This is a genomic window from Pseudomonas sp. PDM03 (assembly GCF_014852385.1).
In the GTDB taxonomy this organism is placed as follows: domain Bacteria; phylum Pseudomonadota; class Gammaproteobacteria; order Pseudomonadales; family Pseudomonadaceae; genus Aquipseudomonas; species Aquipseudomonas migulae.
On sequence record NZ_JACVBM010000010.1, the window covers coordinates 157,788 to 174,422 of the forward strand.

Genomic DNA, 16,635 nt, shown 5'->3' on the forward strand with positions numbered 1-16,635 from the left:
CCGCCGCAATGAATCAGTCCGCCGCGTTTTGCGTTGCCGGCGTGCCGCGACGACGCTTGATCGCCATGGGCCCGCCCAGCAACGCCTTGCGCTGCTCGTTCAATCGCGCATCGGCACGGCGCTGCACCTCGGTGGCCAGTTCCAGCAGATCGCTGACCGTCAGCTCGTCGGCGCGCAACAACGCTTGCAGTACCGCCTCGATTTGTTCGAACAGGCTTTGCAGCGTGCTCGGCAAGTACTGCCCGGCGGGTGTTTCGAAACTCAGGTGAATGTGTTCGGCCTCGTTGTAGAACGCAGCGACCATGCCGATTTCGGCGGCTTGCCGGCCCGACGGGAAGTCCTCGACCAATAAGCCGTCCATGGAGGGCAAGCGACCGACGCCTTCCTGATAGATCAACTTGATGTCGAACAACGGCGAACGCCCGGCCCGCCGCGGCAAGCGCAACGCTTCCACCAGCCGCTCGAACGGCAGGTCCTGATGGTCCGAAGCCTCCAGAACCGCACGGCGACAGGCTTGCAACAGTTGCCCGACAGCCTCGTCAGCATCAACCTCCACTTGCAGCACTAATTGGTTAACGAAGAAGCCGACCATTTGTTCAAGCTCAACTTGATTTCGGTTGGCGATATCGGTGCCGATGCGCACGCGACTGACCTCGGTGCGCTGGCGCAGCACCAGGGTGAAGCCGGCCAATAGCACCATGAACAGCGACAATCCACGCTGTTGGGCGAAATCGCGCAACTGCTGACTCAAGGTCGAATTCAAGGTGAAATGTTGGCTGGCGCCCTCCTGCGCCTGACGCTGATCGCCGTCGCCCGGCAGCTCCAGCACGGCTTGCGGCTGGCCGAGGCGCGTCTGCCAGTAATCGAGCTGACGTTGCAACTCGCCGCCCTGCTCCAGCCACTGGCGCTGCCATTTGGCGAAGTCGGCGTATTGCACGCTGTGCTCCGACAATTGCGCGACACCACCCCGGTTGAGGGTCGGATACAACGTGACGAATTCATTGATCAGTATCCGGAACGACCAGTCATCTGCCGCGATGTGGTGCACCGTCAACAGCAGCACATGCTCCTGATCCGCGACCTGCAACACCCGCACCCGCAGCAACGGCCCGTTGCGCAGATCGAACGGCCGGGCGACTTCTTCACGGGCCAACTGCGCGGCTTCGACGTCCGGGGCCGGCAAGTGCCGTAGATCGCTGATGGCGAAATCCAACGGCAGTTCGGCGTGTACCCGCTGCCAGGCCTGGCCGTCTTCCTCATAGAACGTGGTACGCAGCACGGCGTGGCGTTGCACCAGGGTTTCGAAGGTTTGCTGCAGCGCCGACAGGTTCAACGCGCCGCGCAACCGCAAGGCGCCGGGCATGTTGTACATCGAGCTATCGGGCTCAAGGTTCCACAGGAACCACAACCGCTGTTGGGCAAAGGACAACGGCTGGCGTTCGCCGGAGTGGTCCGCCACCAGCGCCGGGCGTTCGCAGACATTGGCGGCGTGCCGCAGGCCTTGCACCTGAGCCGCGAAATCCTGCAGACGCGGGTGTTCGAACAGGCTGCGCAAACTCACCGACAAGCCCAGACGCTGACGAATCTGCGAAACGATCTGCGTGGCCAGCAACGAATGACCGCCCAACTCGAAGAAGCTGTTTTCGCGATCGACGCGGGCCACCTGCAACACCTGCTGCCAGATCTGCGCCAGCTCAATTTCCAGCTCACCTTGCGGTGCGGTGCCGGCCACGGCGTCCCAGACTTCGGGTGCCGGCAGCGCCGCGCGGTCGAGTTTGCCGTTGCGGTTGAGCGGCAATGCGCTCATCACCACCAGTTGCGCCGGGAGCATGTAGTCCGGCAGACGCTCGCCCAACGCCTGGCGCACGGTTTCGGTGAGTTGACGCGACTCGGCGTTCGACAACACCGGCACCACATAACCGATCAGTTGCTTGCCACCGACGCCTTCGTGCACCAGCACTGCGGCTTCGCTGATCATCGGCAAGCCTTGCAGGTGCGCTTCCAGTTCACCGAGTTCAACGCGGAAACCGCGAATTTTCACCTGATGATCGATGCGCCCCAGGTATTCCAGCGCGCCGTCCTCGCGATACCGCGCCAGGTCGCCGCTGCGGTACAAACGTGCGCCGGGCGTGGTGGAAAACGGATCGGCGATAAAACGTTCGGCACTCAAACCCGGACGCTGGTGATAGTGCTGGGCAATGCCGGCATCACCGCCGATGCACAACTCGCCCACGCAACCGGTTGGCAGCAGATGGCCTTCGGTGTCCAGCACGTACAGCGCCCGGCCCGGCAACGCACGGCCAATCGGCACGCCGATCAAGTTTTGCGTGTCGGCCAAGGTGCACAGGTGAGTGCTGGAGACCACGGTGGCTTCGGTCGGCCCATAGGTGTTGAGCAGGCGTACGTCGCCGAGACCGGCGGCATGCCAGAGCTTCAGCCCTTCCAGCGACATGGCTTCACCACCGACGTGAACCTGCCGCAACCGACCTTTGTCGCGCTGAGGCTGCGCGGCCCATTCCTGAGCCAGCAAATACCAGTAGGCCGCCGGCAAGTCCGCCAGGGTCACGCCCTGTTCGCTGATCTGCCGGTACAAGGTGTCGGTGTCCCACAACTCATCGCCGCGCAACACCAGCGCCGCGCCCACGCACAGCGGCGGGTAGCACTGCTCGACAAAGCCGTCGAAGCTGAACGTGGCGAATTGCAGCACGCGGTCGTCGGCGCTGAGTTGCGAATAGTCCGCCGCAATCACGCAAAACTCGCGCAGCGCGGCGTGGGCCAGGCACACGCCTTTCGGTCGCCCGGTGGAACCGGAGGTGTAAATCAGGTACGCGAGGTCTTCGGCACAGGCGAGGTTGACCGGGTTGGTCGTGGAATAGCCGGCCAGCGACGCCGTCGTCAGCGCCAGGCGCGGCAAGCTTTCGGGTAGCGCGACATCGGTCAGCAGCTCCGGTTGCGCCAGCAGCAAATCCATCCCGCTGTCTTCGATCATGTAGGCCAGGCGTTCGGCCGGGTAGTCCGGGTCCAAAGGCACGTAACCGGCACCGGATTTGAGGATGGCCATGAGGCTGACGATCATCTGCGCATTGCGCCGCACCGACAGGCCGACCCGCTGCCCCGGCGCCACACCGTGTTCGCGCAGGCGATGGGCGAGCTGGTTGGCCTGGGCGTTGAGCTGTGCATAAGTCAGTCGCTCGTCGCCGACAATCACGGCCCATGCATCGGGCGTGCGGGCCGCTTGCTGCTCGAAACGCTGATGCGCCAACAGCGGACTGTCCAGCAGCGGCGCGGCGGGACGCGAGCCCAGCAATACCTGCGCTGTTTGCTTCGCGTCCAACAGACTGACAGCGCCCAATACCTGCTGCGGCTGCACAACGAATTGCTCCAGCACATGCAGCAGGTTCGCGCTCAAACGCTCGATCTGCGCGGCGCTGAACAAGGCCCGGTCGAAACTGAATTCCAGACGCAGGCTGGCGCCGACTTCGATGCCGAGGGTCAGCGGGTAGCTGGTGATTTCGTGATTGCGCAATGCGCCGAAGGTCAGGCCCGCCGGTGCACCTTGCTTCAGCGCTTCGGCCACCGGGAAGTTTTCGAACACCAGCAAGCTGTCGAACAGCGCGTTGCCCTGCTGCCCGGCCCAGCGCTGAATGTCGTAGAGCGGCACATGCTCGAACTCGCGCAGGCTCAGGTTCAGCGCTTGCAGTTCATTGAGCCATTGGCTGACCGGTTGCGCGGACGACGGCGCGGCAATGATCGGCAAGGTGTTGATGAACAGGCCCAGCTGTTGCTCGATACCCGGCAACGGTGCGGATCGCCCGGCAATCGTCGCACCGAAGGCCACGCACGATTGGCCGGTGTAGCGCTGCAACAGCAGGCCCCACGCGCCCTGCAACAAGGTGTTGAGGGTGATTTTCTGCTGCCGGGCAAACTCTGCCAGACGCTGCATCGCGGCGCTTTCGAGCGTCAGGTGATGCTCGCCCATGCCGCGGCCTTCGACCGGCGTCGGCAAGGCTTGCGCCAATAAAGTCGGCGTTTCGAGCGCGGCCAGCGCCTGTTTCCAGAACTGTTCGCCCGCCGCCGGTGGCTGCTGCTGAATCCAGCCGAGGTAGTCGCGGTATTGCCCCAAAGGCTTGGCCAGTGTTTGCCCGGCGTAATGCTGAATCACCTCGCCGAGCAACTGCGCGTTGCTCCAACCGTCCATGAGGATGTGATGACTGGTGTAGATCAGGTGCCAGGCGTCGCTGCACTGGCGCACCAGCATCAGGCGGAACAGCGGCGCGGCACTGAGTTCGAAACCACGGCTACGCTCCTCGGCTGCCAGCGCATCGAGGTCGATATCGGCCGCTTCGATCACCTGCAATTGCAGGTCGATCTGGCGATGAATTACCTGATGCGCAGCTTCCAGGCCCAACCAGTGGAAGCTGCTGCGCAGAATGTCGTGGCGGTTGATCGCCGCCTGCCACGCCCGACCGAAGGCCGCCAGTTCCAACCCCCGGATATCCAGGCGCAGTTGGTTGATGTAGGCCTCGGCCTGCGGCTCATACAAGGTGTGGAACAGCATGCCCTGCTGCATCGGCGTCAACGGATAAATGTCTTCGATGGCCGGGGCGGCGACGGGCAAGGCGTCCAGCTGCGCCTGATTGATCCGTGCCAGCGGGAAGTCCGACGGCGTGACCTGCCCCGCCGGCGTGGCGCAGCAGTGTTCGATCAGCTCAGTGAGTTCTTCGGTGTAGGCGTCGGCCAGTTTTTGAACGGTGCTGTCGGCGAACATGTCGCGACTGAAACCCCATTGCAGCGAGAGTTGACCGCCATAGACCTGGCTTTCCAGCGTCAGCCAGTTGGCCAGCGGCGCATCGTCACCCTGGGCCTGACCGCCGCTTTCCGCTGCGGGTACAAACAGTGCGTCCTCATCGAACTGGCGGTCGAACTGGCCGAGGTAGTTGAAGGTGATGCGTGGCGCCGGTAACCCTTGCAACGCTTCACGCTGGGCCGGTTCGCCGAGGTAACGCAGCAGGCCATAACCCAGGCCTTTGTCGGGGATGGCGCGCAGTTGTTCCTTGATCGCCTTGATCGTGTTCGCCGTTTGCGCGTGAGGTTGCAGGCGCACCGGGAACAGGCTGGTGAACCAGCCTACGGTGCGCGTCAGGTCGAGGTCGTCGAACAGGTCTTCACGGCCATGGCCTTCGAGCTGGATCAGCGTCGAGTTGTGCCCGGTCCAACGGCAAATCACCCGCGCCAGAGCGGTCAGCAGCAGGTCGTTGACCTGAGTGCGATAGGCCGCCGGCGCCGTTTGCAACAATTGCCGCGTCAACCCGGCGTCGAGCTTCGATTCGATTTTTCGGCCGTGGCGATGCTGCAGGCTGCCCAGTGGATTTTCACACGGCAGGTCGCGGGCATCGGCGTGTTGTGCCTGCCAGTACGGCAGTTGCTGATCCAGCGTGCGGGCATGCGCTTGCAGGTGCTTGGCCCAGTGTTGATAAGCGCTGGTTTTGTCCGGCAACGTCGCGGCGCTGCCACCCGCCAATTGCGCGTAGGCCTGCTGCAGGTCTTCGAGCAGCAGCCGCCAGGACACGCCGTCCACCGCCAGATGGTGGACCGCCAACAGCAGGCGTTGCGTGCCGTCGTCGAGGCTGACCAGCAGCGCGCGCAGCAACGGACCTTCGGCCAGATCGAGGCTGCGTTGTGCTTCGTCGCACAGGGCCGTCAACGCCTCGGTCGACGCCGCGTGCCGCTGCCACAATCCGGCCGTTTCGACCTGTGCTCCATGAGACTGCTGCCAGCCATCAACACTCGCGGTAAACCGCAGGCGCAAGGCATCGTGATGGTTGATTACCGTCACCAGCGCGGCTTCCAGTGCTTGCGGGTTCAGCGCCTCGCGCGGCGTCAACAGCAAGGACTGGTTCCAGTGTTGCGGTTGCGCGATGGCCTGCTCAAAGAAGTAGTGTTGCGCCGGGGTCAGCAGCACTTCGCCGCTGACCGGTCCTTGGTCGATGGCACTGCGGTTGTCGAACGTCGCCACCAGCGCCAGACTGCGCACGGTCTGGTACTGAAACAGGTCGCGCGGGCTGAGACGGATGCCGGCCTGACGGGCGCGGCTGACCACTTGAATGGAGATGATCGAGTCACCGCCCAGTTCGAAGAAGTTGTCTTCAAGGCCCACGCGTTCCAGACCCAGGACGTCTTGCCAGATCTGCGCCAATGCCATCTGCATCGCATCTTGCGGCGCGACGAACGCCTGTTGCGGTGCTGCGTCCGGTTGCGGCAGGGCCTTGCGGTCCAGTTTGCCGTTGGCGGTCACCGGCAAGGCATCGAGCGGCATCAGGTAGGTCGGCACCATGTATTCCGGCAGGCTATTGAGCAGCCAGCCCTTGAGGGTTTCCGGCCACTGCGCCTCGACGTTTTCCAGCACCAGGTACGCCACCAGATGCTTGCCCCCCTGCACCAGCACCACCGCCTCGCGCACCAGCGGATGCTGCATCAGGCGGGTTTCGATTTCCCCCAGTTCGATACGCAGACCGCGCAGTTTCACTTGATGGTCGAGGCGGCCGAGGTATTCGATCACCCCGTCGGCACGCTGGCGCACGCGGTCGCCGGTGCGGTACAGGCGTGCGCCGTCATGGAACGGGCACGGCACAAAGCGCTCGGCCGTCAGCCCCGGACGCCGGTGATAACTGCGCGCCAGACCCGCGCCGCCCAGGTACAACTCCCCCGCCACGCCCGCCGGCACTGGCAGCAACTGCGCGTCCAGCACGTGGGTGCGCAGGTTGGCAATCGGCCGGCCGATGGGCACGCTGTCGGCGCCTTCGTCAACGCAGGTCCAGTGGGTCACGTCGATGGCCGCTTCAGTCGGCCCGTACAGATTGAACAACCCGGCGCCCGGCAATCTGGCGAACACTTGAAGCTGGGCATCCAGCGGCAGGGCTTCACCGCTGCACGCGATGCGTTTGAGGCTGGTGCAGGCTTCAACACCCGGCTCGTGGATAAACGCCTGAAGCATCGACGGCACGAAGTGCAAGGTGCTGATGCCGAACTCGCCGATAAGGCGGATCAACCGCGCCGGCTCGCGATGCGCGCCCGGCGGCGCCACCACCAGACGAGCACCGGTCATCAACGGCCAGAAGAACTCCCAGACCGACACGTCAAAACTGAACGGGGTTTTCTGCAACACCGAGTCGCGGCCGTCCAGCCCGTACGCCTGTTGCATCCAGCACAAGCGGTTGACCAGCGCCGCATGGCTGTTGCCGGCGCCCTTGGGTCTGCCGGTGGAACCGGAGGTGTAAATCACATAGGCCAGGTTCAGCGGATTCACCGACACCTGCGGGCAATTTTCGCTGTAACCGGCCAGCCAGTCCTCGTCCTGATCCAGTGCGATGACCTTGATGCCCTCGGTCGGCAGCGTGTCAACCAAGGTGCTTTGGGTGAGCAACACACCAATCGCACTGTCTTCGATCATGTAGGCCAGGCGTTCCGCCGGGTATTCCGGATCGAGCGGTACGTAAGCGCCGCCGGCCTTGAGAATCGCCAACAGGCCAATGACCATTTCCAGCGAACGCTCAACGGCGATCCCCACCAGCACATCGGGACCGACACCCTGCTCGCGCAGGTAATGCGCCAACTGATTGGTGCGCGCATTGAGCTGTGCATAAGTCAGCTGTCGGTCGCCAAATACCAGCGCCGACGCCTCGGGTGTGCGCAAGGCCTGGCCGTGGATCAGTTCATGAATGCAGTGCTCGACGGGATAGGTTTCGGCGGTGCGGTTCCAGTCATGCACCAGCACCTGTTGTTCATCCGCCGCCAGCATCGGCAGCTCGCCGACCCGCTGATGTGTGTCGACCACCATCGCCTGCAACAGCCGCGTCCAGTGCTGCGCCATGCGCGCGATGGTCGGTGCGTCGAACAGGTCGCTGGCGTAGGTCAGCGCGGCGTGCAGCTTGCCGCCCTTTTCATAGGTGTCGAGGGTCAGGTCGAACTGCGTGGTGCGCCCTTCCCACTCGATCGCGCCCAGCACCAGGCCGGACGCGGTGCTGATGCTGGACATGTCCGCAACCTGCGGCTGGTGGTTGTACATCACCTGGAACAGCGGCGTGTGGCTGAGGCTGCGCTCCAGTTTCAGCGCTTCGACCAGACGCTCGAACGGCAAGTCCTGATGGGCCTGGGCACCGAGCGCGGTCTCCTTGATGGCGCGCAGCAGATCGTCGACGCGGGTGTGGCCATCGAGCCGGGTGCGCAGCACTTGGGTGTTGACGAAGAAGCCGATCAGGCCTTCGATTTCCGCGCGGTTGCGGTTGGCAATTGGCACGCCGACGCGGATGTCGGTCTGTCCGGTGTAGCGATGCAGCAACGCGTTGAACGCCCCGAGCAACAGCATGAACAGGGTGATGTTGTGTTTCTGCGCTGTGGCGCGCAGTTGCTCGGCCAGTTGCATGTCAACGGCGAATTCGTATCGCGTGCCGCGATAGCTCGGCATCGCCGGGCGCGAGTGGTCGGTCGGTAACTCCAGCACCGGGTGCTCATCGCCGAGTTGCGCTTGCCAGTAATCGAGTTGGCGCGCCTGCTCGCCTGCCTCCAGCCAGCGGCGTTGCCACAAGGCGTAGTCGCTGTACTGGATCGGCAGCGGCGCGAGTTGCGGTTGTGCACCGACCTCGAAGGCGTCGTAGCAGCGGATGAATTCGTCGATCAGCACGCTCATCGACCAGCCATCGGAGACGATGTGGTGCAGGGTCAGCAGCAGGACGTGTTCCTGCTCGGCGAGTTTGAGCAAGGTCACCCGCAGCAGCGGGCCGATGGACAAATCGAAGGGCAGCACCGATTGCTGTTCGGCCGCTTGGGCGACGGCACGTTCGCGCTCCGTTTCCGGCAAGGCGCTGAAGTCCACGTGTTTGATGATCAGCGGCGCACTGGCGGGCACTTGCAGCAAGGTGTCGTCGGCCTGGCGCTGGAACACCGTGCGCAGGGTTTCGTGACGTTCCACAAGGCTGACGAAGGCCTGTTCCAGCGCCGACAGGTTCAACGCACCGGTCAAACGCACCGCGCCCGGCAGGTTGTAGGCGCCACTTTGCGCGTCCAGCTGCCAGAGAAACCACATGCGTTGCTGGGCAAACGACAGCGACTGGCGATCCTCGGCCTCGACGCCGGCAGGAATGGGGAAGCGGGCGAAATCAATGCCTTCCTTTTGCAAGGCCGCAAGGAACATCTGGCGCTTTTCCAGGGGCAACCCGATAAACCGGCGAGCAAGTTTCAAGGAGTCATCAGCATTCATTTCTAAGCATCCGGATCAGTGGCGGGAAGCACAAAGGCACGTCGTCCCTATAAAACGAATGCAGACCGGAAAAATTAGCGAATGAGAATAAGTGTCAGGAGGGAGGTGAATCGAGGTCTGTGGACCGCCACAAAATCATTGTGGGAGCGAGCCTGCTCGCGATGCGGTCCATCATTCAACATTGATGTTGACTGAACCACCGCAATCGCGAGCAGGCTCACTCCTACAGGGGGATAGGTGATTTTGAGATTGTATTAAGCAGTCGCAGCCATGGCGTGCCGGCGATGATGAACGTCGAGCTGGTCCTTGATCACGCGCAGCACCTTGGCTTCGTGCTCATGAATGAAGAAGTGACCGCCGGCCAGCATGTCCACGGAAAAGCTGCCGTGGGTTTCCTTGCTCCAGCCGATCAGTTGTTCGGTGGTTGCGCGATCCTCTTTGCCGCCGAGCACGTGCACCGGGCATTTCAGCAACGGACGCTGGATCGGCTCGAAACGGCCACACAGCAGGAAGTCCGCGCGCAGGATTGGCAGTGTCAGGCTCATCAGTTCTTCATTGGCCAGCACTTCTTCGCTGGTGCCATTGAGGGTGCGCAGTTGCTCGATCAGCTCGGCATCGGTTTTCGGGTCGGCGAAACCCTGATCGTAATCAGCCCGCATCGTCGGTGCAGCGGTGCCCGAGGCAAACAGCGCCACCGGTTCCGGGCAACCCAGCGAGCGCAAGGCATGGGCCATTTCACAGGCCAGCAACGCGCCGAGACTGTGGCCAAACAGCGCGTACGGCGCCTTGAGCGTGGCTTTCTGTTCCTGGGCGAGTTGCAGCGCCAGGCGCCGCATGTCGGTGTGCAACGGTTCGCCGAACCGCGCGCCACGGCCCGGCAGTTCCACCGGCTGCAGCTTGAGCCACTCCGGCAGTTTGCGCCGCCAGCGGCTGTAAACCATGGCGCTCGCGCCTGAATAGGGCAGGCACAGCAATGTCAGCTGGGTCACCGGGCTTACCTCGAAAAGTTGTCTGCTAAGAGAACGGATGAGCGCCGCCGGGAATTAGTACAGAGCCCCCTGTAGGAGCCGGCTTGCTGGCGATGGCGGCGTATCAATCGACATTGATGTGACTGACACACCGCTATCGCCAGCAAGCCGGCTCCTACACAGGTAAAGCACTATTTCAAATGGCGATAGGTTGGGACTGCGGAACCAAGCACCACCGCCCCCGCCGCAATCGCCACCCAAAACCCGCTACGCGCGCCAAACGCATCCACCAGCCAACCCGAGCTGGCCGCGCCAATCGCCACGCCGATGCTCATCCCCGTCACCAGCCAGGTCAGGCCTTCGGTGAGTTTGGCCGGCGGCACGATGCGTTCCACCAACGCCATGGCGACAATCAGCGTCGGTGCAAAAGACAGGCCCGCGACGAACACGGCCAGCGCCAACCCGACAATATTGGTCGCCAGCAGCAACGGCAACGTGGTCACCGCCGTCGCCACCCCGCCGTACAGAAACAGTCGCGGCAGCGGCACTTTCGAGCGCAGCGCGCCGAACGCCAATCCGGCCAGGCATGAACCGATGGCATACACCGACAACACAATGCTCGCCGCCGCCGGTTGCCCTTGATGCTGGGCGAAGGCCACGCTGACCACATCCACCACGCCGACAATGGTGCCCATGGCGACCATCAACAGCATCAGCAGCTGAATCTCGCTGGAACGAATGATCGAGCCCTGATGGTGTTCTTCATGGGGATGTATCGCCGGTTCGGTGTCCCGTTGCAGGACGAACGCCGTGACGCCAATCGCCAGCATCAGCAGTGCCGCCAATGGCCCCGCTTCGGGGAACACCACCACGCACAAGCCTACCGACAGCGGCGGCCCGACAATAAAACAGACTTCGTCGAGCACCGACTCCAGGGCGTACGCGGTTTGCAGTTGCGGCTGGCCGCGATAGACCTCGGTCCAGCGCGCCCGCACCATCGCCGACATGCTCGGCATGCAACCGGCCAGCGCGGCAAACACAAACAGTGTCCATTGCGGCGCCTGCAAACGCGTGCACAACAACACCAGCAACAACGCACCGCCACCGATCAGTGCCGACACCGGCAAGATCCGGCGCTGCCCGAAACGGTCCACCAGCCGCGAAACCTGCGGCGCGCAAAACGCCGTGGCCAAAGCAAACGTCGCCGCCACCGCACCGGCCAGTCCGTAGCCGCCCTGCAATTGCGAGAGCATGGTGATCAGGCCGATGCCGGTCATGGAAATCGGCATGCGCGCGATCATCCCGGCCAGCACAAAGGCTCGGCTGCCCGGGGCTTTGAACAGTTCGCGGTAGGGGTTGGCCATGGCTCGGCTCTCGACAAGGGCCTGCAAGTTGCCATATGGCCGCTTAAGGTGGAAGCGGCGAAATGTTGGTTGAATGTGAAGGCCCTATCGCCAGCAAGCCGGCTCCTACAGTTGATCGCGTTTCTTCTGGAAGGACTCGGTCCACTGTAGGAGCCGGCTTGCTGGCGATCGAACGTTAACGCGGTCCGCCTGCTTAAACACCCAGGCCCTGTAGGCCACACACCTACAAGCACTAAACAAAACCGCACCGCCCCCGGAAAATCGTTTGTTGCCGATCATTACATCCCCACCTAACATCCCTCCTCAACGGGTACAGCGGAGCTGTCCAACAAAACCCGAATTCAAGGAACCTGAATGAGCCAGCGCATCTACCGCAGCATCGACACCCCACTCCGATCCGGCCTGAACCGCGATGAACTGTGGGAAGGCCCCGACAAAGGCCTGATCAAATGCTGGGAAATCGGCCGCCAACGCGCCGCCCGTTTCCCCGAAATGGCCCAACAATGCCTGGCCGGTGAACTGCCGGTGCTGGGCTGGAAAGGGGGCGTCAGCCGCAGCCTGAAGAAACTCGAAAAGTACGGATCCCTCAAGTACCTCGCCCAGTGGCAAGGTTTGCGCGGGGAGGACCTGGACGTTGACCTGGCTGAAGAGCGGGCATTGACCTGCTCGCGAACCGGGATGGTGGTGACGTTTACGCCGGATCGGGCGAAGTACTTCAATCAGGTCATGGAAACGGAAGTCTGATCTGCCTCAGAACTCACCGAAAACCGCTCGCGATAGGCTTGCGGCGTCACGCCCATCGCCCGTAGGAAGCTGCGCCGCAACGTCTCTTCGCTGCCAAACCCGCACTGCACCGCGACCCGTTTGATCGGCACGCCGGTATCGCTGAGTAACCGCCGCGCCGTCTCGACCCGAATCAGTTCGATGGCCCGCGCGGGCGTCTGGCCGGTGTCGGCGCGGTAGTGACGGACGAAGCTGCGTTCGCTCATGCCAGCCTGCAAGGCGAGGGTCGGAACGCCCAGGTCCATGGTGAGGTTTTCGCTGATCCAGGCGTGAAGATCGTCGAAACGGTTGCCTTCCTTTTGCAACGACAGGGTCACGCTGAACTGTGATTGACCGCCCGGACGCTTCAAAAACACCACCAACTGCTGCGCCACTTCCAGCGCCATGGTGCGACCGAGGTCCTCTTCGACCATGGCCAGCGCGAGGTCGATACCGGCAGTGACGCCGGCCGAGGTCCAGACCGGGCCGTCATTGATAAAGATGGGATTGGGTTCGACACGCAAGCGCGGGTGTTTTTGCGCCAACTGTTCGCAACGGGTCCAGTGAGTGACCACCCGCCGGCCATCGAGCCAACCACTGGCCGCCAGCAAAAACGCCCCGGTACACACCGATGACACCCGCCGACACCCCGCCGCATGCTCACGCACCCAAGCCACCAGCGCCTCATCCTCCGCCGCCGCATAAACGCCCCAGCCGCCGGCAATGATCAATGTGTCGCTGCCCTGCCCGGGCAACGGTTCGGCCACCAGCGCCAAGCCCGCCGACGACGTCACCGCCCCGCCGCCGCTGGCAATCACCGTCGGTGCGTAAGGCGGCGACAAGCCTTTCTGGCGGGCAATGTCATTGGCCGAGGCGAATACCTGCAGCGGTCCGGTGACGTCGAGCAGTTGCACGTTGGTGAAGGCGAGCACATGGATAGTCTTGGGCATGCTTGGCGTAATTCGTGGGGTAATTGGCGTATACGCCAAATCCTACGAGCCTACAGTGAAGCCGTCCACCCACTTCACGAGAAAAACACCATGACGTTGCAGATCGGTTTTCTGTTGTTCCCGCAGGTTCAGCAACTGGACCTGACCGGCCCTTACGACGTGCTCGCCTCGCTGCCGGACGTGAAGGTGCATTTGATCTGGAAAGACCTGATGCCGGTCACCGCGAGCACCGGCCTGGTGCTCAAGCCCACCACCACTTTCGATGATTGCCCGGCGCTGGATGTGATCTGCGTTCCCGGCGGCAGCGGTGTCGGGCCGTTGATGGAGGATGAGCAGACGTTGGCGTTCATCAAGACGCAGGCGGTCAATGCGCGGTATGTCACCTCGGTGTGCACCGGCGCGCTGGTACTCGGCGCGGCAGGTTTGCTCAAGGGTAAGCGCGCCACCACTCATTGGGCGTATCACGAGTTGCTTGGCCCGTTGGGTGCAATCCCGGTGAAGGATCGGGTGGTGCGCGATGGCAATCTGCTGACCGGTGGAGGGATCACCGCCGGGATCGACTTTGCCCTGACCCTGGCGGCTGAATTGTTCGATAAGGACACGGCGCAATTGGTGCAATTGCAGCTGGAGTACGCGCCGGCGCCGCCGTTCGAGTCTGGCAGCCCGGAATCAGCGCCTCAGAGTGTTTTGGCAGAGGCTCATCGGCGTACGGCGCCATCGTTGCTGCAGCGGACGCTGATCACTGAACGGGCCGCAGCAAATCTCGGCTTGTAGGTAATCAATGTGGGTTCAGGTTCGCTCACACTCTGTGTACGACGGGGATGAATTGTAGGAGCCGGCTTGCTGGCGATGGCGGTGGGTCAGTCAACAGATTTATCGCCTGAACGCACGCCATCGCCAGCAAGCCGGCTCCTACAGTTGATGTACGTGATGGTTGAATCACTTTTCTACAGGCGAAAAAAAACCCGCCAGAGGCGGGTTTTTCCCAAGACCATTGTCGACTCCCTGTCGGTAGCGAATCCTTGCTGATGGTCGATCATCCGTGATCCTGAAGCGCTTCCTGTGCTTCAGTTGATGTGGCTAGATTACGCATCGGATCCAATGTGCAATAGACGACATAGCTACCATCGCGTGTAAGACATTCGCTATACCAGCCCTTCCGAAAACCCTTAGGCGCCTCAGGTATCGAGCGCTCAAGCCGCGATTTTCACGGCCTGCAGCGGAGCTACGACGGTCAGCGCCTGCACCATGGTGATCATTCTTCCTGTCTCACCCGGGCTTTGGCGGTTTCAGCCAAATACTGTTCGATGTTGTTCATCTGTTCCTCCCAGCCCCGGCTGTCCATGCGGAAAGCCTTTTCCCGACGCGACTGGGGAATATGGTCGAAACCGGATTCGGAGACCTTGAGCAACGTTCCTTCCGGGTGGTCTTCCAGTTCGAACTTCACCAGCGTGGTGGGTTCCTGGGAATAGTCGACTTCCGGGCGCACCGCATAGGGATGCCAGCGAAACGAAAACACCCGCTCCGGCTCGACCCGCTCCACCAGCACATTCCACAAAACGTGCTCATAACCGGGGTACGTGACCTGCCCCTGAGTCCACTCGCCGGCGACAAAACGCTTGCCCTCCAATGCCACGCCAAACCACTGCCCGAACGCTTCGGCATTGGCCAGCACACGCCAGACCTGCGAGCGCGGGGCTTTAAGCAGGATCTTCCTTTCGATGCGATCTGATGCTGGGTTCATAAGTCACCTCCTGTACTGAACAGTAGGCCTGTGTGACCACAAGTCCAACCCTAAAGTTGTACCAATCGGGCCTCTCAATCAACCTGCCTGAAATATTCGGCCGCACATCCGGGCCAAAGTTCGGCGCTGCGAACAAGAGTCAACGGGCGGGAGCTGCTACCGTTTGCAGGGACGACATTGACCGGACAAGGAAGATTCATGCAGCCCTCACTCACGGAACGTTATCGCGGCGCCCTGCTGGGCCTGGCCTGCGGTGATGCCGTCGGCACCACGGTCGAGTTTCAGCCACGCGGCTCGTTCAGGCCCCTGACCGACATGGTGGGCGGCGGCCCATTCAACCTGAAACCCGGGCAATGGACCGATGACACCTCAATGGCGTTGTGTCTGGCCGAAAGCCTGCTGGGCAAAAACGGCTTCGATGCCGCCGACCAGATGGGCCGCTACCTTAATTGGTGGCAATGGGGTTACCTGAGTTCAACCGGGGAATGCTTCGACATCGGCATGACCGTCAGCGAGGCTTTGGCCCGGTATCAGCAAACCGGCGACCCCTTCGCGGGCTCAACCGATCCCTACACGGCGGGAAATGGCTCGTTGATGCGGCTGGTGCCGGTGGTTCTGTATTACTTCCCCGACCGTGACCGGATCAGGGCGTTTTCTGCAAACAGTTCCCGCACGACCCACGCCGCGCCTGAAGCCGTTGAGTGCTGCCAGTTGTTCGCCGAGCTGACAGGTAACGCGTTACAGGGCGCGGCCAAAGCGGATTTACTCCGCTTGCCGGCAACGGCATTCCGGGAAGCCAAAGTCGCCGCCATCGCCCGAGGCGACTATATCGACAAACCTGAAAGCGCTATCCGTGGCAGCGGTTATTGCGTGGCCTCCCTCGAAGCCGCGCTGTGGTGTTTTCATCACACCGACAACTTCGAAGCCGCCATCCTGAAGGCCGCCAACCTGGGCGATGACGCCGATACCACCGCCGCCATCGTCGGTCAGTTGGCCGGCGCTTTCTACGGTGTCCAGGCGATTCCCGAACGTTGGCTGGCGAAGTTATACCTGCGCGAAGACATCGAGGCTTGCGCGGATCAATTGCTCAAGGCTTCAGGCACTGACACCGCAAGTGAATGAGGCTTCGCTACACTGCACCTCCTCTTTTCCTGTCACAGCGAGTTTCCCATGAACCCACGCGTGCTCCTGGCGCTGACGCCGTTGCTGTTCACCACCGTTGCCCATGCCCTCGATTGCGACAACGCCACCGACCAGGCCACGATGAATCAATGCGCGGCGCAGCAGAACAAGGCGGCGGACAAGGAGTTGAATGCGCTTTACCAGCAGATCACCGCGCGCTTGAAGGACAGCCCCGAGAGCAAGAAGCAGTTGATTGGCGCGCAACGGGCGTGGATCGGGTTCCGGGATGCCGAGTGCAAATTTTCAGCGTCGGGGGTTGAGGGCGGGAGTGTTTATCCGTTGATTTACAGCAATTGCATCACGGACCTGACCAAGGCTCGGGTGGAGGCTTTCAAAACTTACTTGAAGTGTCAGGAGGGGGATTTGAGTTGCCCGGTGCCGGGGCAGTAAGTTCTCGATTGGATTCATT

9 protein-coding genes are annotated in these 16,635 nt (G+C 62.4%); 4 read left to right on the forward strand and 5 right to left on the reverse strand.

What is annotated here, in order from left to right:
* Positions 1–13: 13 nt before the first annotated feature.
* The 3 genes from IB254_RS16195 to IB254_RS16205 form a co-directional block, all read right to left on the reverse strand.
* Positions 14–9,256: a non-ribosomal peptide synthetase gene (locus IB254_RS16195; protein WP_192418067.1), complete on the reverse strand. Its 9,243-nt coding sequence runs from the start codon at positions 9,254–9,256 to the stop codon at positions 14–16.
* 254 nt (positions 9,257–9,510) lie between these two features.
* Positions 9,511–10,245 (reverse strand): thioesterase II family protein, encoded by a 735-nt coding sequence (locus IB254_RS16200; RefSeq protein WP_008032305.1) that lies wholly within the window; start codon positions 10,243–10,245, stop codon positions 9,511–9,513.
* A 170-nt stretch (positions 10,246–10,415) separates the two neighbouring features.
* A complete protein-coding gene (locus tag IB254_RS16205; protein WP_008032303.1) occupies positions 10,416–11,588 on the reverse strand; it encodes an MFS transporter in 1,173 nt (390 codons plus the stop codon).
* 354 nt (positions 11,589–11,942) lie between these two features.
* Here IB254_RS16205 and IB254_RS16210 point away from each other — a divergent pair, with 354 nt between their 5' ends.
* The gene (locus tag IB254_RS16210; RefSeq protein ID WP_008027948.1) at positions 11,943–12,332 is read left to right on the forward strand and encodes a hypothetical protein; all 390 of its coding nucleotides are present in this window, start codon (positions 11,943–11,945) and stop codon (positions 12,330–12,332) included.
* Here IB254_RS16210 and IB254_RS16215 read toward each other — a convergent pair.
* Positions 12,308–13,300 (reverse strand): GlxA family transcriptional regulator, encoded by a 993-nt coding sequence (locus IB254_RS16215; RefSeq protein WP_192418068.1) that lies wholly within the window; start codon positions 13,298–13,300, stop codon positions 12,308–12,310. The genes IB254_RS16210 and IB254_RS16215 overlap by 25 nt on opposite strands.
* A gap of 90 nt (positions 13,301–13,390) precedes the next feature.
* Between IB254_RS16215 and inhA the strand changes: the two genes are divergently transcribed.
* The gene (inhA, locus tag IB254_RS16220; protein WP_192418069.1) at positions 13,391–14,074 is read left to right on the forward strand and encodes an isonitrile hydratase; all 684 of its coding nucleotides are present in this window, start codon (positions 13,391–13,393) and stop codon (positions 14,072–14,074) included.
* A gap of 481 nt (positions 14,075–14,555) precedes the next feature.
* On the opposite strand, the gene IB254_RS16225 is transcribed toward inhA, so the two are convergent.
* On the reverse strand, positions 14,556–15,044 hold the full coding sequence (locus IB254_RS16225; protein WP_192418070.1) for an SRPBCC family protein: 489 nt from the start codon (positions 15,042–15,044) through the stop codon (positions 14,556–14,558).
* Between the two features lie 198 nt (positions 15,045–15,242).
* Between IB254_RS16225 and IB254_RS16230 the strand changes: the two genes are divergently transcribed.
* Together IB254_RS16230 and IB254_RS16235 are read left to right on the forward strand one after the other, a co-directional pair.
* The gene (locus IB254_RS16230; RefSeq protein WP_192418071.1) at positions 15,243–16,166 is read left to right on the forward strand and encodes an ADP-ribosylglycohydrolase family protein; all 924 of its coding nucleotides are present in this window, start codon (positions 15,243–15,245) and stop codon (positions 16,164–16,166) included.
* Positions 16,167–16,214: 48 nt separating this feature from the next.
* Entirely contained in the window at positions 16,215–16,616 is a 402-nt protein-coding gene (locus IB254_RS16235; RefSeq protein WP_192418072.1) for a lysozyme inhibitor LprI family protein, read from the forward strand.
* The last annotated feature ends 19 nt before the right edge of the window (positions 16,617–16,635 follow it).

Coding starts and splice junctions, on each gene's coding strand:
- IB254_RS16195 (WP_192418067.1), bottom strand. CDS start 9,256: ATGAATGCTGATGACTCCTTGAAACTTGCTCGCCGGTTTATCGGGTTG.
- IB254_RS16205 (WP_008032303.1), bottom strand. CDS start 11,588: ATGGCCAACCCCTACCGCGAACTGTTCAAAGCCCCGGGCAGCCGAGCC.
- IB254_RS16210 (WP_008027948.1), top strand. CDS start 11,943: ATGAGCCAGCGCATCTACCGCAGCATCGACACCCCACTCCGATCCGGC.
- IB254_RS16215 (WP_192418068.1), bottom strand. CDS start 13,300: ATGCCCAAGACTATCCATGTGCTCGCCTTCACCAACGTGCAACTGCTC.
- inhA (WP_192418069.1), top strand. CDS start 13,391: ATGACGTTGCAGATCGGTTTTCTGTTGTTCCCGCAGGTTCAGCAACTG.
- IB254_RS16225 (WP_192418070.1), bottom strand. CDS start 15,044: ATGAACCCAGCATCAGATCGCATCGAAAGGAAGATCCTGCTTAAAGCC.
- IB254_RS16230 (WP_192418071.1), top strand. CDS start 15,243: ATGCAGCCCTCACTCACGGAACGTTATCGCGGCGCCCTGCTGGGCCTG.
- IB254_RS16235 (WP_192418072.1), top strand. CDS start 16,215: ATGAACCCACGCGTGCTCCTGGCGCTGACGCCGTTGCTGTTCACCACC.